General features: G+C 53.9%; 22 protein-coding genes and 1 tRNA gene. 9 read left to right on the top strand and 14 right to left on the bottom strand.

Going from position 1 to position 18921, the window contains the following annotated elements; genetic code table 11:
* Positions 1-7 precede the first annotated feature (7 nt).
* On the bottom strand, positions 8-1072 hold the full coding sequence (locus PYL13_RS11610; protein ID WP_275641483.1) for an NAD(P)-dependent alcohol dehydrogenase: 1065 nt from the start codon (positions 1070-1072) through the stop codon (positions 8-10).
* Positions 1073-1149: 77 nt separating this feature from the next.
* Positions 1150-1872: a lipoyl(octanoyl) transferase LipB gene (gene lipB, locus PYL13_RS11605; protein WP_250981679.1), complete on the bottom strand. Its 723-nt coding sequence runs from the start codon at positions 1870-1872 to the stop codon at positions 1150-1152.
* A 191-nt stretch (positions 1873-2063) separates the two neighbouring features.
* Here lipB and PYL13_RS11600 point away from each other — a divergent pair.
* Positions 2064-2148: transfer RNA gene (locus tag PYL13_RS11600), tRNA-Leu, on the top strand.
* A 189-nt stretch (positions 2149-2337) separates the two neighbouring features.
* Here the strand turns inward: PYL13_RS11600 and PYL13_RS11595 are convergent.
* A complete protein-coding gene (locus PYL13_RS11595) occupies positions 2338-2784 on the bottom strand; it encodes a hypothetical protein (protein WP_275641482.1) in 447 nt (148 codons plus the stop codon).
* A gap of 34 nt (positions 2785-2818) precedes the next feature.
* Positions 2819-3667: a hypothetical protein gene (locus tag PYL13_RS11590; RefSeq protein WP_275641481.1), complete on the bottom strand. Its 849-nt coding sequence runs from the start codon at positions 3665-3667 to the stop codon at positions 2819-2821.
* Between the two features lie 189 nt (positions 3668-3856).
* Here PYL13_RS11590 and recX point away from each other — a divergent pair, with 189 nt between their 5' ends.
* Positions 3857-4426, top strand: a complete 570-nt coding sequence (gene recX, locus PYL13_RS11585; protein ID WP_275641480.1) for a recombination regulator RecX — start codon at positions 3857-3859, stop codon at positions 4424-4426.
* 11 nt (positions 4427-4437) lie between these two features.
* Here recX and PYL13_RS11580 read toward each other — a convergent pair whose 3' ends face one another.
* Positions 4438-4845, bottom strand: coding sequence for a c-type cytochrome (locus tag PYL13_RS11580; protein WP_275641479.1), 408 nt, complete (start codon positions 4843-4845; stop codon positions 4438-4440).
* 192 nt (positions 4846-5037) lie between these two features.
* On the opposite strand from PYL13_RS11580, the gene PYL13_RS11575 reads away from it, so the two are divergent.
* The gene (locus PYL13_RS11575; RefSeq protein WP_192488767.1) at positions 5038-5934 is read left to right on the top strand and encodes a LysR family transcriptional regulator; all 897 of its coding nucleotides are present in this window, start codon (positions 5038-5040) and stop codon (positions 5932-5934) included.
* Positions 5935-5973: 39 nt separating this feature from the next.
* Here PYL13_RS11575 and PYL13_RS11570 read toward each other — a convergent pair whose 3' ends face one another.
* Positions 5974-6849, bottom strand: a complete 876-nt coding sequence (locus PYL13_RS11570; RefSeq protein WP_441296637.1) for a methylenetetrahydrofolate reductase — start codon at positions 6847-6849, stop codon at positions 5974-5976.
* Between the two features lie 84 nt (positions 6850-6933).
* On the bottom strand, positions 6934-7746 hold the full coding sequence (locus tag PYL13_RS11565) for a formyl transferase (protein ID WP_275642026.1): 813 nt from the start codon (positions 7744-7746) through the stop codon (positions 6934-6936).
* Between the two features lie 171 nt (positions 7747-7917).
* Between PYL13_RS11565 and PYL13_RS11560 the strand changes: the two genes are divergently transcribed.
* Complete coding sequence (locus PYL13_RS11560; protein WP_192488769.1) at positions 7918-8079, top strand: entericidin; 162 nt, start codon at positions 7918-7920, stop codon at positions 8077-8079.
* A gap of 96 nt (positions 8080-8175) precedes the next feature.
* Here PYL13_RS11560 and PYL13_RS11555 read toward each other — a convergent pair whose 3' ends face one another.
* Complete coding sequence (locus PYL13_RS11555; protein ID WP_275641477.1) at positions 8176-8889, bottom strand: ParA family protein; 714 nt, start codon at positions 8887-8889, stop codon at positions 8176-8178.
* A 291-nt stretch (positions 8890-9180) separates the two neighbouring features.
* Here PYL13_RS11555 and PYL13_RS11550 point away from each other — a divergent pair, with 291 nt between their 5' ends.
* Complete coding sequence (locus tag PYL13_RS11550) at positions 9181-9864, top strand: phosphodiester glycosidase family protein (protein ID WP_275641476.1); 684 nt, start codon at positions 9181-9183, stop codon at positions 9862-9864.
* Between the two features lie 9 nt (positions 9865-9873).
* On the opposite strand, the gene PYL13_RS11545 is transcribed toward PYL13_RS11550, so the two are convergent.
* Positions 9874-10224, bottom strand: a complete 351-nt coding sequence (locus tag PYL13_RS11545) for a hypothetical protein (protein ID WP_192488771.1) — start codon at positions 10222-10224, stop codon at positions 9874-9876.
* Positions 10225-10921: 697 nt separating this feature from the next.
* Here PYL13_RS11545 and PYL13_RS11540 point away from each other — a divergent pair.
* Complete coding sequence (locus PYL13_RS11540; RefSeq protein ID WP_259146063.1) at positions 10922-12325, top strand: L-serine ammonia-lyase; 1404 nt, start codon at positions 10922-10924, stop codon at positions 12323-12325.
* A gap of 122 nt (positions 12326-12447) precedes the next feature.
* Positions 12448-12885 (top strand): DUF1489 family protein, encoded by a 438-nt coding sequence (locus PYL13_RS11535; RefSeq protein ID WP_192488774.1) that lies wholly within the window; start codon positions 12448-12450, stop codon positions 12883-12885.
* A 232-nt stretch (positions 12886-13117) separates the two neighbouring features.
* Here the strand turns inward: PYL13_RS11535 and PYL13_RS11530 are convergent, their stop codons facing one another.
* The 3 genes from PYL13_RS11530 to PYL13_RS11520 form a co-directional block, all read right to left on the bottom strand.
* Positions 13118-13723, bottom strand: a complete 606-nt coding sequence (locus tag PYL13_RS11530; RefSeq protein WP_405049399.1) for a transglutaminase-like cysteine peptidase — start codon at positions 13721-13723, stop codon at positions 13118-13120.
* 573 nt (positions 13724-14296) lie between these two features.
* On the bottom strand, positions 14297-14908 hold the full coding sequence (locus PYL13_RS11525) for a PilZ domain-containing protein (protein ID WP_275641475.1): 612 nt from the start codon (positions 14906-14908) through the stop codon (positions 14297-14299).
* 113 nt (positions 14909-15021) lie between these two features.
* Complete coding sequence (locus tag PYL13_RS11520; RefSeq protein ID WP_275641474.1) at positions 15022-15576, bottom strand: PAS domain-containing protein; 555 nt, start codon at positions 15574-15576, stop codon at positions 15022-15024.
* A gap of 336 nt (positions 15577-15912) precedes the next feature.
* Here PYL13_RS11520 and PYL13_RS11515 point away from each other — a divergent pair, with 336 nt between their 5' ends.
* Together PYL13_RS11515 and PYL13_RS11510 are read left to right on the top strand one after the other, a co-directional pair.
* Positions 15913-16662, top strand: coding sequence for a rhomboid family intramembrane serine protease (locus PYL13_RS11515; RefSeq protein WP_275641473.1), 750 nt, complete (start codon positions 15913-15915; stop codon positions 16660-16662).
* Between the two features lie 133 nt (positions 16663-16795).
* Positions 16796-17230, top strand: coding sequence for a CBS domain-containing protein (locus tag PYL13_RS11510; protein ID WP_275641472.1), 435 nt, complete (start codon positions 16796-16798; stop codon positions 17228-17230).
* 142 nt (positions 17231-17372) lie between these two features.
* Here PYL13_RS11510 and PYL13_RS11505 read toward each other — a convergent pair whose 3' ends face one another.
* Both PYL13_RS11505 and hisI read right to left on the bottom strand, forming a co-directional pair.
* Positions 17373-18323: a patatin-like phospholipase family protein gene (locus tag PYL13_RS11505; RefSeq protein ID WP_250981669.1), complete on the bottom strand. Its 951-nt coding sequence runs from the start codon at positions 18321-18323 to the stop codon at positions 17373-17375.
* 113 nt (positions 18324-18436) lie between these two features.
* On the bottom strand, positions 18437-18892 hold the full coding sequence (gene hisI, locus PYL13_RS11500) for a phosphoribosyl-AMP cyclohydrolase (protein ID WP_250981668.1): 456 nt from the start codon (positions 18890-18892) through the stop codon (positions 18437-18439).
* Between the last annotated feature and the right edge of the window lie 29 nt (positions 18893-18921).

The following is an 18921-nucleotide window of genomic DNA, read 5'->3' as shown; positions in this document are numbered from 1 at the left end:
TTGTTGCTTAAGCAGCCTGTTTGGGCAAACTCTTCATATCAATGACGAAGCGATAACGCACATCGCTTTTTATCATGCGTTCATAAGCATCATTGATCTGATCGATGTTGATCATCTCGATTTCGGCGGCAATGCCCTTCTGGGCGCAGAAATCCAGCATCTCCTGGGTTTCAGGAATGCCACCTATCATCGAACCGGCAAAGGTCTTGCGGCCGGGAATAAGGCTGAAGGCATGAACCGACAGCGGCTTTTCCGGTGCGCCAACCTGCACCAGCGCGCCATCGCGCTTGAGAAGCGCCAGATAGGCATTGATGTCGTGGTCGGCGGCTACCGCATCGATAATCAGGTCGAGGCTGGAAGCAGCCTTTGCCATCTGGTCTGCATCACGCGACACGATCACCTCGTGGGCACCAAGTTTCTTGGCGTCATCGGCCTTGGAAGTCGAGGTGGTAATCATGACAACCGTTGCGCCCATGGCATTGGCGAGTTTCACGGCCATGTGGCCAAGGCCGCCGAGACCAACAACACCAACCCGCTTGCCGGGGCCAGCCTTCCAGTGGCGCAGGGGCGAATAGGTGGTGATGCCAGCGCACAAAAGCGGTGCAGCAGCTGCTGCATCCAAAGTTTCTGGAATGCGCAGCACGTAACGTCTGTCGACAACGATATGGCCAGAATAACCGCCAAGCGTATGGGCATTGCCACCCATCGCCTTGTCCGGCGCATTATAGGTGCCGGTCATACCGTTTTCGCAATATTGCTCCAGACCTTCACGGCAGCTGTCGCAGGCGCGGCAACTGTCAACGATGCAGCCAACGCCGACGCGGTCGCCCTGTTTGAGGTTGGTGACCTTGGCGCCGATGCGGCCAACACGACCGATGATTTCATGGCCGGGCACGCAAGGATAAAGGCTGCCCGCCCATTCGCCGCGTGCCGTGTGGATATCGGAGTGGCAGACGCCGCAGAATTCGATTTCAATTTCAACATCGTTCTCACCGGGATCGCGGCGTTTGATCGAGGCGAGTTTCAGAGGGGAAGAACCGTCGTCACAGGCATAGGCTGATGTTGTGAACATGATTGTCTCTTTCCTTTTGGGGTTGTTGTAAAATCGAAAGGAGCGGGCCGGGTCCTCCACCCGTTATCAATCAGTCTTCAGGCAGTCTCGTTGATCGTCTCGCCAAATACTTCTTCAAAGGACTGGCGCAACAGCGGGTCAACATCGCTCACCATCAGAAGAAGACCGAGATCCACCAAGCTGGTGACGCCGAATTCCGAAATGCCACATGGCACTATACCGGAAAAATGTGACAGGTCAGGATCGACGTTAATGGCAAGCCCATGGAAACTTACCCACTTTCTCAAGCGAATGCCAAGGGCAGCAATCTTGTCTTCGGCAATACGTCCATCCAGCAGGCGAGGGCGCTCCGGCCGCTGCACCCACACGCCAACACGGTCTTCCCGACGTTCGCCGCGCACATTCATCTTGTCCAGCGTGCGGATAATCACTTCCTCAAGACAGCTCACATAGGCGCGCACATCCTGACGGCGGCGTTTCAGGTCCAGCATCACATAGGCAACACGCTGGCCGGGGCCATGATAGGTATATTCGCCACCACGCCCGGTCTGGTAGACGGGAAAGCGGCTTGGCTCCAGCAAATCGGCTGATGTTGCGCTTGTGCCGGCCGTATAAAGAGGCGGATGCTCCAGAAGCCAGACCAGTTCGTTTGCCTTGCCCTCTGAAATGGCGCCGACACGAGCTTCCATCTCGGCCATGGCCTCTTCATAGGGCACGGGACAGTCCGAGATTCGCCACTCAACAGGCGCTGACTCGACCGTTGGCAGCATTGTTTTTTCAAAATCGGTGCGTGTGAGCATAATATGCGTCCTTTCCACAGCCTTTTCGCAGAATGATTATAGGGCTGCAAGGCCCGGTTTCCGGGCTTCTTGAATGTAGGAATTCAGCTTCCGATTTTTAATTTCAAAAAACTGTCACGACACACTTGTGTACCGGAAATGCTTTTGCTACATGCTCGTTCGTCGCCGCAAGGACGACACTCTACCACGATGCGGTCGTGGCGGAATTGGTAGACGCGCAGCGTTGAGGTCGCTGTGGGGCAACCCGTGGAAGTTCGAGTCTTCTCGACCGCACCAGTTAAATCAACGACTTGTTGGTTTAAAAATAAAAATGGCGGCTCTGCCGCCTTTTTTATTGCCTGAATTTCAGAGGCCTTTTTTCTCCCGGAAATGATCATTATGCACTGCCGAAGGGCAGGGCGAAACGCAGTTGCGAAATCTGCCGAGCTAGTTAATGCGTTGATCAAATTGAAGCCATGTAGAGGTTCAGAGGTCACCGGCATGTTTGGGCTGTAAGTAGTATACCGTAGCCGCACCAAATTTTCGCTGTTTAGTGAAGCCTAATAACTCAAACCACCGTTGAAGCTGCTCATGAGTTCCATAGCTGCAAGCGACAACAGGAATGTTTTTATTATCGATCTGAATATGTCTAATATGACGTCGACAAAACCTAACAAAACTTGGGTTGAAGAACTCAGGCCTACCAGCAAATGTAGTGGCGATTCCTTGGCTATTTAATTGCCAAGCGATCACTGCCAATGGCTCTCCTTTTTCTGTGAGAGTGTGTGCCTGTCCGACTTTTATCGAAGCGTTGAATAGTTCTTTGATTTTGCGTGGATTGAAGCCTGCGGCAACATATTCGGTAGTCATTCGCTCATCGTTGCGTCGAAAGACCTTCGCCAAATCGCTCGCCGTTGCGATTTTGTATTCCACCTCATACCTCCAGGGTTCGTTACGGCTTTTTCGTCTAGCTATTCATCTCATCCAGTTTTGCTAACCAACGTATGTGGCCGCTTGCCTCACTGAGCATATAAATAGCGAGTTCCAAGGGAGGTTGAACTGGCTCTTCAGAACCCGGTTCGTGGCGGTAAAAGTGCGCTCCATCTATCCAGTCTTTGAGTGATGCGACGAGTTTCTGCGCCAAATTAATTGCAGGTTTTTGACCGTCATATAGCCGGTTCACAAGTGGCTCCAGATGTTTCTGTACTTCACTAGCACTTAACTGATGGGCGTTGGAAAACATCAAGCGGAATAGACATTCTGTGGCGTTGAATGAAGATCGAAGGGCAGATTTTGCGTCTGGTGGGGACTTGTCTAAGTGTAAATACGCTTCTTCATAGAGAGTTCTAACTGCAGTGTATCGTTTGGACGAGATAGTTAATATTGTTGAGGTTCGATGAGCTTCAAACTCGACATCTACGGAGAAGCGTACCCCGCCGCGGTCATCAATCTTGTAGCGAACTTGTTCTTCCTCAAAAATTCTGCGACAAGAAAATATGAAGTTATTTCTCTTATGTTGTAGCCTCTCTCGATTTGTGTCCGAAATGAAATTGAACACCACAGTAATCAAATCCAACACATCCCGAAGCTCGAACTTCTGCACTATGTTAGGCCAATAATCTTTGTAGCGCGCATTGTGTACGGGAATGCCATGCTCCCTTTCAATATGCTGACCAAGTTGCTGAAGAAAATCGGGGCCGCCTAGACTAGTTATGGCGATACCTAAGCGGTGACGCATACGTTTGCTGTCGGGCAACAGTTCAGGTTGCAGAAGGTAGACGTGGGAAAAACGCATTCCTTCTGTAGTTGCACTCATGATCCGATGATTCCCTGGATTTAATTAAGTCCGTCAAAATAAAACCCAAGAGGGTTTGCGGGGCAAGTCAGAATGTTAAAAGTTGCAATTGTTTTATCTCGTTGAGACAATCGTACTGTTTTTACTTGTTTGACCACCGCTGAACTCTAAGACTACTACCCGTCAACTCTTGAATGCCATGCGAATCCCGTGTTTGAACCTGAACCACCGCCAATCTTTGATAATGAACCAAGCACCGTGCCGACCAAGCGCATGTTGTCTTGGGCCAAGAACTCGACGCTTTATCGTTTGCAGCGGCAGATCATGTCCGAGCAGCAGTTGGCCACTGCCATCAAACGCAAGGCGCAGAAGAAGTTCGAGGGCATAACGCCGGAGCAGGTGCAGGCTTTGGCGGATGCAGCGGTCAAGATCGGCTATGATCTCAAGGCGCTGGATGATGAGGTCTTTGCCGGCATTACCACCCGCAATGCGGTGAGGAACGGCAAATCACGGCGGATGATTGCCCAGAAACTGTCGATCAAGGGTGTGGCATCAGAGACGGCAGCCGTGGCGCTGGATGAGGCGGATGATCTCTACGCCGCTGTGGTGTTTGCGCGCAAACGGGCATTTGGGCCGTTCCGGCGTGTCGATCTCGATGAAAAACGCCATGGCAAGGAAATGTCGTCCTTTGCGCGCAGCGGCTTCAGCTTCGATATTGGCAAGAAGGTATTTGCCATGAGCTTTGAAGATGCCGAAGAGGTTCTGGCCAACGGGCCGTGATCTGGCTCTGCTTATGGTTTCGGTGCCTGTTGTTCGGCGGACTGTTCTTTCAGATAGGCGATGAGGTCATCGACCTTGTCCTCAGTCCAGAAGCCGAAAAACCGCATGGATGTGCCCGGCAGGAATTTCTTCGGGCTCGCCAGGAATTGCGACAGTTGATCTTCTGACCATACAAGGCCATTGGCGCCTGCATCTTTCATTGCCTGCGAATAGGCTTTGTAGTCTTCGATTGATCCGGCAGGCCTGTCCATGATGCCGACCAGATGCGGTCCCATGCGGTTGCTTGGCTGTTCAATGGCATGGCATGGCGCGCAGATGCTGAACACCTGTTTGCCGCGGGCCGCATCACCTTCGGCATGAACAGGTATAGAAACACAGAGCAGACAAGCTGTTGTCACCAGCAGGGTACGGCGTGTCACGTCACGGTCTCCATTTGCGTTTCATCCTTGTCATATGAGAATTCCGGCCGGGATGGGAAGACGCTTCGGGGGCGTGCGACGTTTTACCACGAGTGGTTTTTAAAGTCGTGATGCCGAGTTGTGCCCGATATTGAAGTTCAGAAAAAATAATAGTAAGGTCGCTTCGTTCAAATTATTTTGAAGGCGCGCCTCATGACCGTTCCGTTTCGCCAGCCCTTGCCGTTGCTGGACAATGATATCCTGAGAACGTTTGTGGCCATTGCCGAAACGGGAAATTTCTCCACGGCGGCTGAGGTGGTGTTTCGCACGCCATCGGCGGTTTCCATGCAGATCAAGAAACTTGAGGAGCAGTTGCGCACCACATTGTTCCTGCGCGACGCGCGGTCCGTAACACTGACGGCGCATGGCGAAATGCTGCTGACCTATGCGCGGCGGATGATTGCGCTGTCCAACGAGGCGGTGTCGCGTTTCATCATGCCGGAACTGTCTGGCGTCGTGCGGCTGGGCGCGCCCGAGGATATTGGCGAGCGCGGGCTGCTGCCGGGTATCCTCAAGAGCTTTGCCGAGGTTTTCCCGGGCATCATGGTGGATGTGACGATTGATTCCAGCTCCAGCCTTTACAAGCGTATGGATGAAAAACGTCTGGATCTGGCGCTGGTCAACTGTGCTTCACACCCGCTGCGCAACACTGGTGAGGTGATGATGCGTGAAAGGCTCGTCTGGGCCGGTGCGAAATGTGGAACGGCGCATCTGCGTGACCCGCTGCCGATTTCCATCTGGGAAGATGGCTGCATCTGGCGTTCCGACGCCATTACCGCGCTCGATAAACGCAATCGCTCCTACCGCGTTGCTTATCTGAGCGGCCACACCATGGCGCAGCATGCGGCGATTGCCGCGGATCTCGCCATTGCGCCCTTGCCGCGCTCCTATGTGCAAAATGACATGGTCATTCTGGGCGATAAGGAAGGACTGCCGGAACTTGGCTGGTTCGATATTCGTCTGCTGGTTTGCGACAAGCCATCCCGGCCGATTGAGACGGTGGCTGAAAGCATTCGCAACGCCTTTGCCGAACTGGTGAAATCGGTCTGAGTGATCAAGCATCGCTTATGACGGCGATGCGCGATCATTTTATAGAGTTGCGGCGCCCTGGGTGGGGGAGAGAGAAGGTGGCCATGTGCCGCGCTCCCGCAACCACTGCGCAGAATTGACCAGACCACCAAATGGGAAAACATGCATTTGGCGGATGGCGCTGTCAGGATTGTTGAGCCAAAAATCCTCAATCGGTTTCACCACGCCTTCAGGAGAATGACGGGTGGCAAGCGCGGTCAGCGACAGGGCGTTCTTGCGCAGATAGGCAATGGAATTGCCGACGCCACACAAGGCTGCATATTTAATGAGTGTGGTCACCTTCGCCGGACCTGCCACACCAATGTGGACGGGCAGGGTAATGCCCTGTTGTTTCAGCGTTTCAGACCAGGTGATGAATTTGTCTGGTGCAAAGCCGAACTGGGTCAACAGGCGCAGTTCGGTGCCGCTGGTGTCAGCATAAAGTTGTTTCTGCTGCAGGGCCTCCTGCGCAACCGCGTCATTAAAGTCCGGGCTTCCCTCGGGGTGGCCGGCAACGGCAATGCGGTTGATGCCGTATTTTTCAAACAGGCGGCTGTTGATCAAATCCATGGCGCTGGTGAATTCACCCAGGGGTTTTGGCACACCGCCCCCGATGATAAGCACATCCTTGACCCCGGCTTCACTGGCAGAGCGTTTGATGCGGGTTTCCAGCAGTTCGCGGGATGGCATGCGGCGCGCTGCAAAATGCGGCACAGGTTCATAGCCCAGATCGCGCAGCCGCTTTGCCGCATCGATCATGATGTCCAGCGGCTCGGTGCCGATATCCGTCAGATAGACCGACGTCCCCTCGGGAAACAGGCCGGGCAAGTCTTTCGATTCGACTGCCTGTTTGGGGGAAACTTCGATTGAGGCTGCGATTTGTTTCAAAGTGTGCACATTCCTTTTTGTGAAACATGCCTGTTTCTATTGGATGCTTCTTTAATTAACACGACACTTCTATTGTAGAAATGCGACTGGCGACTACCAGATATTCCTTTTTATGCCGTGCCACAGCCAAATCCACACCGGTGGAGGGAAACGCAGCACGGACTTCCCGGCTGGATGATACGGTTTCAGGGTGCCCGACAGAGCATCTTCGATCGCAGAAATGGCGATGCCCGTGGAAACCGCCGTCAATAAGAGCGGGTAGGTGGCCATGGTATCGGCCTTATCAGGTGTGGTGCGCTGCTCATACAAAGTGCCGCCGGTGTCCACGCCCTTGTCGACCAGATGCACCGTTGCGCCAAAATTGCCGGCATCATTTTCGACCAACGACCAGTAACCACCCATCTGGCCACGATACATCGGGTTGATGCCCGCATGAAAATTGATGACCGGGCAGGGTATGGCGGCCAGGGTTTTTTCCGAAAGAATACGGCAGGAAATGGTGAAGGCCACATCGGGTTTCAGTGCTACCACCGCCCTGCGACATTCGTCACTGTTAAGTGACAGGACGTTGATGACAGGAATATCAGGGGTTTCCTCAGCTTTCAGGCCGTGCTGCGCAATGATGTGTGCCGAGCGTTTGGCAGCGACATTCTTGTAAAGCCGCGACGCAATCATCGTTGCCAGTTGGCCAAAAGCGTTGATCCAGCCAAGACGTCTGGCGCGACGTTTTACAATCTCACTTTTTGATTCCGGCCGTTCCTGGATGATGTGAATATCGGCAAAGCGATCTGACAAGGCGTTGATCATCACCTGCGGGTTGAGACCGCCGGCGGTGAATATAACGATCCGGCCCTGCACGGCTGCGGGTTGCAGCTTTTGCACGTCATCTGTCTCATTATCCGGCATCCAAATGCTCCACTGTTTGGCCAGCAGATTGCGCATGTTGTTTCAAAAATGAATTAAGCGCGCAGAGGTTTTATTTTTTCTTGTTGCCGCGGGAACCAAATGCACATCGCGACGTTACGCTTCCGCAAGTTCCAACGTTCCTTTTGAACGTCCTACACGGGGAGACATCTTATGACATCACGTAAACTTACCGCCATCGTTACTGTTCTCGCTGCCGTCACCATGCTGAGCGCCTGCGGCAATACAATTCGCGGCGTTGGCAGAGACACAGCAAATGCTGTTGATGCAACTCAGGATGCCGGTCGCAGTGTAGACCGCGCAGCATCGCGCTAAAATCTCCAGGAGATGCGGCAAACAAAAGCACCGCCCGACGTCTTTCGAGGGAACGTCGGCGGCGTTTTTGAAGTCACGGTCAGGCCGTCTGAGAAATCAGGCGGCTTTTTTCGTTGTTCTGGAAACAGCAGGCACGGACTTTGCGGTGGCTTTTGGTACAAGGGCCAGGATTTCGCTGGCGAGTGCAAATGCGTTGTCCCTGGCTTTGTCCAGATTGCTGACGCGCTCCGGGTCCATGCTATCAAGCGAACCGCCGGATACAAAGATGTCGCGGTAGGCAGCACGTTCAATCAACGGAGTGTCGAGAACATGGACCTGGCGCTCGGCCAGCAGTCCTTTGACCGCCTGCATGGAACGGGTGGTGATGATGGGGCTGATGCGCGTCAACACAACCGAATGTGGAATGTGGATGTCGCATTTTTCGGACAGGTCTTTCATCAGTTCAAGAATTTGCGCGCCGCCAATGGCGTCCATGGCGCAACCCTGAACCGGCACCATCACGTGGTTGGCAAAACCGATTGCCTTGGCCAGCAGTGGCGAGCGGCCACCGGGCAGGTCGATCAGGATATAGCCGCCGCGTTTCTTGGCGCTCTTGATGCAGTCTTCAATATTGTCGTCGGTGATACCGGATACCACGGAAAGATTCTTGGGTGCTTTTGCAAGGGCATGCCAGCGCGATACCCACTGCTGAGGGTCCGCGTCCATTAGGGTTACACGGTGGCCAAGCCGTGCAAGTTCACTGGCCACAATAACGGCAACTGTTGTTTTTCCAGCGCCACCCTTTGTATTTGCAATAGTAATGATTGGCATAATATCTGAACCTCTAGATGTGTTCGAGCCTTCTCATCGCCCGTTAAAGGCACCTTGTTCATTCATGGTGCTGAAGCGGAGTAAGCATTAATCATGGTTAACGGCTGGTTAATTTTGGTGCCTCGAAACCCGCAGATTTTGCTTTTGTTAACCACTATTGACGCATTCTTACCGCCAACCCGCCAGATTTGGCGGGTATCACACAGATGAAATGGGAGGTTTGGCGCGTTGGTTTGGTCGAGACTGGCAGTTGTTGCAGGGTGTTTTTTACTGGCGGGTGGAGTGAGTACGGTGGCCGCATGTGAAGATATTGAACATACGGGCGCAAATTACACCGTCTGCACCTTTGACCCGCGCACTGATTCTATCCGCATTTTTGACCGCGACCCGATAACAGGCCAGTTTTTTGGCTCCTTTGCCAATCTGTCGTCCTCCCTTTGGGGACGTGGACTGTTCACCAGATTTGCCATGAATGGCGGCATGTACCACCGCAACCTGTCCCCGGTCGGTCTGTATGTGGAGTATGGGCGGGAGCTGAAACGCATCAGCACCGGTTTCGGCTGGGGCAATTTTCACCTGAAACCAAACGGCGTGTTTTACCTGCAAGGCGATAAGGCAGGGGTGCTGGAAACAGATGCCTATGTGAAGAGTGGCATAAAGCCTGATTTTGCCACCCAGTCCGGGCCGATGTTGCTGATAAACGGTAATGTGCATCCGCGCTTTCTGCCGGAAAGCGACAGCTTGAACCGTCGTAACGGTGTGGGTGTGTCAGACGACGGCAAGGTGCATTTTGTCATCGTTGATGCGCTGGTGCGGTTCTATGATTTTGCAACGCTGTTCCGTGACAAGCTGAATGTGAAAAACGCGCTGTATCTGGACGGTTCTATTTCCAGTGTCGAAATACCCGAGCGCAACCGGCGCGATGATCATTCGCCGCTGGGGCCGATCATCGCGGTGGTCGAAAAGATGCCCTGAGGTTTGGGATCAGAGTGCAGATTTCGGGTAGGCTTTTTCAAGTCCGCCCGATTTGCCAAGACCTTTCTTGAAGGCGGCAAAGGCCGGATGCTGGCTGGAGCGCGAAACTTCGTTCAGGCGGATCTGCAAACGGGCGGGTGCATTGGTGCCAAGCCACTCCCCACCGGTTTCTAGTTTCAACGAGTTCAGGAAGCGGGCCGCCGACTGCTGCTCAAGGTAAAGCTGCAAACCGCCAAGCAGGCTTTCGTCCTGCTGGGCATTCTCCATCAGCAGTTTCAGCCATGCCTGATCCTCGCCCGACAGGCTGGTCAATTTCGCTGCAACGGTGTCGCGGTCTGGAAAAGAAGGGGAAGCCTGCATGGGAATGCCTCTGATGTTTAAGCCAACGAATCCGAATTAGAAAATACCGGACGCTCTGGCAAGTGCGGGAATTGGCAACGACTACAGGTGTATCACAACGATGCGTTATAAAGTCTCTGGTTGTGCAAAACTGGTCGCCTGTCACAAAAAGTGGGTCGGTTGGTTACACTTTGGACCAAAATGAGACATTTTCACTCTCATAAGGCGAGCGCAAAAGCCCCTGTAACGGCTTGATTTTTCTTATACCCATGCGCCAAGGGCATGGCTGCTTTTCAAAATTGCCTCCATTTCGCCTTCTTTTGCAATTGCATCTGTCGTGAGATTTTAATAAATGCTTCACCAACGGCGACCGCAGTGAATGCGGGCCGGAGAGTAAACAAGCTGGAGTAATCATGGAAGAAACCGCTCAGAAATCCTGCTGGGGTGTAACTATTCGCGCACTCGCAGGTTTTGCCGCTTTTCTCGCATTGACGTACATTTTTGGCAGCCCGTAATAGTCTCTCGTATTTTAGTTCTTTTAAAAAACAGCATGGCCCCAAGCCGTGCTGTTTTTGTTTTCAGAGCCATGTTGTCTGCGGCCACGCCGCTTTGGCGCTGATATGTCGCCACGAACACAGCGTCTGACGCTAATCGATGGCGAATGTCTTCGCTTTGCGCTAAAATGATTGCCGTCAATGCAATTGAATAAGGCGTAGCAATGTTTCTTTCGGTCTTCGACGTCTTCAAGATCGGTATCGGTCCGTCCAGTTCTCACACCATGGGCCCGATGTCGGCGGCAAACCGTTTTCTGGCGCTGCTGCTGACGGATGACTGGCCCAAACCCGCCACCGCAGTTGTCAGCCACATCAAGGTCAGCCTGCACGGCTCACTGGCCTTTACCGGTATTGGCCATGGCTCCGGTCGTGCCGTCATTCTGGGACTGGCGGGTGAAAAGCCCGATACGGTGGATCCTGACGCCATGGACGGCATCATCGCCAAGGTCGAGGAAACCGCGCAGGTCTGTCCGCCCGGTCACCCGGCCTATGGCTTCAAGCCGGATGAAGACCTGGTGTTCGACAAAAAGAACCCGTTGCCCGGCCATGCCAATGGAATGACGTTTTCGGCGCTCGACAAGCAAGGTCGTGTGCTGTTGAAGCGGATCTATTATTCGATCGGCGGCGGTTTTGTCGTCACCGACACCGAACTTGAGGCGCTGCGTAACGGCGGCAGTGATTCTACTAAGACCGTGCGCGTGCCGTATCCTTTCTCTTCGGCGCGCGAAATGCTGGAGATGGCACGCAGTTCCGGCCGCACCATTGCCCAGATGAAACGTGCCAATGAAGAGATCATTGTGTCGCGTGATGAGCTGAATGCCCGTCTCGACCAGATCTGGGATGCAATGAATGGCTGTATCGACCGTGGCTTGCGCAATGAAGGCATCATGCCTGGCGGCCTGAAGGTAAAACGCCGTGCCCATGACATTCACGAAAAGCTGAATGTCGAATGGCGCAGCAACCGGCCCAATCCGCTGCTCGCCAATGACTGGCTGAGCGTTTATGCCATGGCCGTGAATGAAGAAAACGCTTCCGGTGGCCGGGTGGTGACAGCCCCCACCAATGGCGCCGCGGGTGTGGTGCCGGCGACCGTGCGTTATTTCCGTCATTTCCACGAGGATGCGTCGATTGATGACGTCAGGGACTTCCTGCTGACGGCAGCGGCGATTGGCGGCATCATCAAGCACAATGCCTCTATCTCCGGTGCCGAGGTTGGTTGCCAGGGTGAGGTTGGTTCGGCATCGGCAATGGCAGCTGCCGGTTTTGCTGCCGTGCTGGGTGGTTCGCCTGAACAGGTGGAAAATGCTGCTGAGATCGCGCTGGAACACCATCTGGGCATGACCTGCGACCCGATTGCCGGTCTGGTGCAGATACCGTGCATCGAGCGCAATGCGCTCGGTGCGGTGAAGGCGGTTACTGCCGCTTCGCTGGCGCTCAAGGGCAATGGCGAACATTTCGTGCCACTGGATGCCTGCATTGAAACCATGCGTCAGACCGGCAACGACATGAGCGAGAAATACAAGGAAACCTCGACCGGCGGTCTTGCCGTCAATGTGGTGGAGTGCTGAGTTTAAAGGGACGGCACTGCCGACCTTTCCTGTCGCACGCCATGGGGCGTGCGGCCAAAGGCTTTGTTAATAAGATGCCGACATGTCTTGACGACTGCGCCAAATAGGCATTGATGAAGACCATGGCACTTCATCTTCTCAAATTATGCGTTGGCGCAGATTCGCTTCAGGATTTGCGGGATTGGGTTTCTCAGCGGTCGCTGCTGGCCATTGCTGCCGGGCTTGAGCCGCACAGCATTCACACCACACGCATGATCCCCAAGCGCGTTGAAGAGCTGCTGGATGGCGGCTCTCTTTATTGGGTGATCAAGGGGCAGGTTCTGGCGCGCCAGCGTTTTCTCGATATCAAGACCTTCAAGGGCGATGACGGCATTTCCAGATGTGATCTGGTGCTGGGACCGGAGGTCATTGAAACATCGCCAGCACCAAAACGGCCGTTTCAGGGATGGCGCTATCTGACATCAGAAGATGCGCCGCGTGATCTCGGTGGTTCGGATGGCGGTGCGGATGATCTGCCCTCTGATCTGAAGCGCGAACTGGCCGAACTCGGCCTGCTTTAAAGCCTGTCACCAGAAGACGACACGCGGCTGAAACAGCCTGCGATCGTACCGTCGTGCCCAGATTACCCAGTGATTTCGGCAGTTGACTGAGCCAAAAAAGAGTGAGCCGGTTCCGGGGCAACGGAACCGGCTCATGGCTCGGTCAGGGGACGGGGTAGGGGGACGGACCGGGCCAATTCCTCTCAAGTATAGGTATCATCCCAAACCGGCCTGCGGTCCGGGATGACATTGTTTAGTTGATACCGCCAACGGCTGTTGCGCGGCCATCCTGGATCTTTTCCCAACGGGCCGGATTGCCGGCCGACTGGCGCTTCAGATAGGTGTATTCGGTTTCCGACCAGTCCATGACCCGGTTGCGCATGTTGTCGAGAATGAAGTCACCATGGTCTGTCCGCACGGTCAGCACGGCATGGCCTTCGCCATTCGGCTGCAGAACGACTGTGATCAGCAGGTTGGAGGCTTCGATGCCCTTGTTCATCAGCATCTTGCGCTTCAGAAGAACAAAGTCTTCGCAGTCGCCCACTGTCGTCGGGTAGGCCCAACGTTCTTCCACACCATAGACTTCCATATCGGTCATCGGGGTAATGGTGGTGTTAACGGTGTAGTTGACGTCCAGAATCATCTTCCAGAGGTCTTTGTTCAGTTTGAGCGGTCCGCGATCAGCCGATGTGGCGACGCATTCGCTTTTGTAGGTCTGGCAGAATTCGTAGTGGCCAATCGGCGGATTTGCTTTTCCGATAATACGCATTGCGGCGGCTGGCGAAGCATATGCCTGAGATGTGAAGGCCATCATAAAAAGTGTAGCGGCCAAGAAACCAAGTTGTTTTTTGTTGTTCATTACCTGTCTCCCGTGTTGAGGAGACAATCGCATGCAAATTTTTAGGTCACGCAAATATTGCCGCGTAAATTTGATGTTGTTTTTCTGAAATTCTTCGACTTATTTGAATTTATATTTAAGCGTATTTGAGCTTTATTTTATGCGTATTTGACTAAAATTTTAGCGAAATTCAAAGCCCGTATTGCAAATTTTCCTTTGTTTATCTATCTGAAAATGAATGATATTTGCCTTTTTATTGCCTTGGTGTCCGGGCGGTGATGCCTGACCAGAATGCGCCAAAATGGGTCAATGTGATGGTGTGCGTTTCTGTTTTTTGCGGAAATATACTTGCAAAAACACCCCGTGGCACAGGCAAGGTGAATTTTGACCGCAAAAAATATTTTGATGTTCTCGAAAAAAAACATCAAAGGCCGTTCATTGGATGTGTGGGGTAAAAACGGTCTGTTTTCTGCCAAAACTGCATCAGACTGGTACAGGCGGACACAGTTCGGCATCGCGCGTTAGGTTATCGGCAAAAGAAAAGGCCGCATTGCGGCGGCCTTGATGTGGTCAGATCTGGTGAGTTCGGGTCTCTTAAAGGAACTCCAGCAGCGCATCGCGCGACTGTACCCGATCGAATTCGATCGCGACACCTTCCATGAAGTGGCGCACGATGCGGCCCTTCATGGCGCCAAGTCTGACGATGGTGCCCATGGCCGGGCGATCGTCAACTTCGATGGCGGCACCGGACAGTGAAAGGTCGATGATGCGGCATAAAACGACGTTGCCATCTTCCAGAGTCAGTTCGGCGCGTGATTTGCGCGGCGCCAGACGATCGTGGCGACGATCTTCCGGCAGGCCGAGCTCCTGGCGCTTGGCAATCCATGCCAGCTGCGCAGAAAGTTTTTCCCGTTTGCGTTCGGTCGCGGTAATCGAAATCGTAAAACCGGACGCGTAAATCGCAGTAATCTTGCCTTCAAGTCTACCAATGTGCTGCAGGTAGGCGATAACGCGATCGCCCTGATGTCCCATCGCCACGCAGGTGAAGTGCGCGATTTCCGAGGTCATGTCCGTGATGGTGCAGTCATATTCCTCATAGTCCGGCAGCATGATGCGGCCCGACAGATTGACGGATACAGTCTGTACCTCGCGCACCGGGTGCGCGGGTTCTGCATGTGCAAAGCTGGTGGATTTAACTGAAAACATCAATATCGCACTATGGTGATTGAACAGTGCATCTCTACTGCTGTCGAGTTAACAGACCGTTCTACTTTTCGACATGAATGCAACTGTTATGCAATAAAACCAAAATTCTCGCCTCATGCGTGGTTTTTCAGGGCATTTTCCGTCGAAACGCTCTCCAAAATACGACAGGTTTCCGGGATTAGCGTCGCCACTGGCCTAATATAGACATGCTTGCGATTTTGCGGAAACAGGCCACCGATCAATCGTGGCTCGGACGGCTGGGATGATCTGAGCGGTAACAGCAGCATTTCATAACTGATGTCATCATCCGGTGACTGATTTTTGGATAGCTCGGTTGGGTCCTGCTGTTCCACGCCGCGTACCGTGAGGATGGCAGGTATTTCCCGGTGCATCACCGTCTTGGCAATTGTCACCATGGTTTGCGCATTTTGCGGCAACCAGAGTTTGGAAAATTCAGTCTTGTGCAGTTCCCGTCCGAAAATCGAATACAGACGTGTTCCGGTAAGCCGGAAAACGGGTGATGTCTCAGCCTCGTCCGACAGGATGAAAAGATCCGGCAACAGATGGCGGATTTTTTCAGGTTCAATGTTTTGACGTACCGGGGCGGGTGTGTCACCGCGCAGGTCATTCCAGTACGAATATAGCTCCATGCTTGCTACAATGTTCATGGATCGCCTCCATATGTCTCATTCCAGCACAGGGGACACTGGTTCTGGTGGTCTTAAGGATAGCGATGCCAGTTTCGTGCCACGGGGAAATTAAGGTTAATGAATGGTTTAGATTGAGTTCGGCTGTCCGACGTGGCATTGAGATCCTGTCATTTAAGGGGAAACTCTTTCAGCACAGATTTACGGGGCGGGTTAAAACCGGGGGCTCCGAAGCCGTCCTGCCAGTCAGGGCGGCTTTTTTTTCGTCCAATGGTCCTGTATGCCGTTGATGAACCGACAGTTTTGTTGCCGACGCACCGGTTTTTGACTGGGCGGTTCGGGTAAAAGGGTGAAGTGATGACAGATAATCGCGACGATGTTCCTTCCGCAGACCAGGCGCCCGCTGAAAGACCGTCAGAACCTGTCTTCAATCTGCCGGGCTTGCTGGTCATGACCCTTGCGCTTCTGGCCGTTGTTTATCTGGTTGGTGAGTACCTGCTGTCGGACGATGGTTATGCCTGGTACCTGTTCACCTTCGGTTTTATCCCCATGCGCTACGTCGTTCCGTTTTCACAACAGGGCATGGAGTGGCTGTGGACACCGATCACCTATTCGCTGATGCATGGCAGCACCATGCATATCGTGTTCAACGGTCTGTGGTTGGCCGCCTTCGGCACCCCGGTCATGCGCCGCATCGGTGCTGTTCGTTTCATTCTTTTGTGGTGCCTCAGTGCTGCGGCGTCGGCTTTCGGCCACGCGGCCCTCAACTGGCATGACATGACCGTACTGATTGGTGCATCGGGTGTGGTTTCTGCGCTGATGGGCGCTGCCTGCCGGTTTGCATTTCCACCGCATGGTGGCGGTTTTAATCCGGCGCTTGGCCATCTTTATCCACGCCAGAGCATCATCGCGGCCTTCAAAAACCGCACGGTGGTGATCTTCACGGTCATGTGGTTGCTGGGTAACGTGCTGGTGGCGGTTGGCGTGCCGATTTTCGGCGATGCTGCAGGCGCTATTGCCTGGGACGCGCATATTTTCGGTTTCGCGTTCGGCTTCCTGCTGTTTGACCTTTTCGATCCGCTGCCACGGCAAAAACACCGCCTCTGAGATCACAGACTGCATACGTATTGTTGGAAGTTGTGTCTTGCATTCCACCGCATGCAAGCGCAGCATTGCTGTGCCGTGGGTATGGAATAGGGGAGCTTCCATATCGGAACCGGTGGATTTTGAGGAGGAATATATGCCGATATTCGTGAAGGATTTGCTGGATGCGAAAGGTCGCGACGTTGTAACCGTATCGCCTGATGTGACGATTGCTGAAGCAGCCAAAACATTGAATCATCACAAGATCGGTGCTGTCGTGGTTGTGGATGCCAAAGGTGCCATCAAAGGCATTTTCACCGAGCGCGATATGGTGCGCGCCATTGCCGGCAAAGGTGCTGCGTCACTGGAAGAAAAGGTTTCCGGGGCGATGACCAAAAACGTGATTCGCTGTCAGGAGACATCGACCACCGACCAGCTGATGGAAATCATGACCGGTGGCCGCTTCCGCCATCTGCCGGTGGAAGACAATGGCAAGATTGCCGGAATTATCTCGATTGGTGACGTGGTCAAGGCGCGCATCGGCGAAGTCGAGGCTGAAGCTGAACAGATCAAGGCTTATATAGCCGGGTAAGTAGTGGCCCGAAACATACTCTTGTCGTCATCCTCGGGCTTGTCCCGAGGATCTAGTCACACCTGCGCAAGTGTAAGGTTTGTGGCAGATTGGGTTAGGTACTCGGGACAAGCCCGAGGATAACGGCTGACGCTGAACCCAATCACCGCATCAAAACCTGCTGCATGCGTTGCAGTTCTGGAATTCGGGCACGTGTTTCCTCGTAACCACGGGTTATGGCTTCGCCGGCCCGGTGGAATTCCGACAGGCCAATATCATTGATCCGTGGATGCAGTGTCAGGTCCGGCGGATCGCCTGCCAGACGAGAACGGGAAATACGGTCCTGAATGATGTTGAAAGCCTGCACCATTACGCCGGGAAGGCCGGGGCGCTGCGCGGAGGCCGGCACGGGCAGTGGCGTCGCACCGGGTGCGCCCGCACCATGTTTGACCACGGCCGAACGCCCGAAAATGTCGTAGTTGAGGTTGACGGCAATGACCAGCGGTTGCTCATGGGCGCGGCAGACTGACACTGGCACCGGGTTGACCAATGCGCCATCAATCAATGTGCGACCGTTACAATAGACCGGTTCGAAAATGCCGGGCAGTGCGTAGGATGAGCGCAATGCGGTGATCAGATCGCCTTGATGGATCCACACCTCGTGGCCGGTCGTCAATTCGGTGGCGACCGCCACGAAAGGACGGTCCAGGCCTTCAATCGTCAGTCCCTCAAGATGCTCCTGCATACGTTTGGTCAGGCGCATGCCACCAAACAGGCCGCCGCCGCCAATCGTCAGGTCCAATAGGCCGGCAATGCGGCGCATGGTCAGGGAGCGGGCAAAACTTTCCAGCTCATCCAGTTTGCCAGCCAGATAACAGCCGCCGACCAGCGCGCCGATCGACGTGCCGGCAATCATGCCAATCTTGATGCCTGCCTCATCAAGGGCGCGCAGAACGCCAATATGCGCCCAGCCGCGGGCAGCACCGCCGCCCAGCGCCAGTGCAATACGTGTATCGCCCCGCAGTTTGGCTTCGTTTTCGGGAAATGTCGGCTCATTACCATCAATTGTGGATAATGTGCCGGTGTTGCCGCGATTGATACCCCACCCCAACATCGCTACGACACTCCTCCTGCACATTGCGAACAAGCGTCATTAAACGCTTCTGCGGTTTCAAAACGGTTATCGCATCGAAACCGGGCAGCAGAATGGAAAAATAACGTCGGGTGTTATTTGTCGCTGTAAACGGTTGCCGGATCGAAATGCCGTTCATTATCGGTAATTTTTGTAACAGCCTCGCCATTTTCAAGGGAGACAGTACGATAAAAACACGATCGGCGGCCAGTATGGCAGGTTGCGTCATGACCAGCCACGGAAACCTTGAGCCAGATGGCGTCCTGATCGCAATCGGTGCGGATTTCGCGCACGGTCTGCAGGTTGCCGGAGGTTTCACCCTTTTTCCAGATCTTGCCACGTGAGCGGCTGAAATAGTGGGCGACACCGGTTTCCAGTGTCAGGGCAACGGCTTGCGCATTCATGTGGGCAACCATCAGCAATTCGCCATCGGTCGCATCGGTGACAACAGCGGTCACCAGGCCATGGGCATCAAACTTCGGGGTGAAGCTGCCTGCGCCTTCAAGAATGGTTTTGTCGCTTGCGGGCAGGGGGAATTGTGTGCCGGTCATGTTTATACCACTGTTCAGGAAGGTGGCGA

This window comes from Agrobacterium sp. Azo12 (assembly GCF_029193765.2).
Classification (GTDB): domain Bacteria; phylum Pseudomonadota; class Alphaproteobacteria; order Rhizobiales; family Rhizobiaceae; genus Agrobacterium.
The sequence above is the reverse complement of the archived record's forward strand: the minus strand, read 5'-3'. Positions and strand labels throughout refer to the sequence as shown.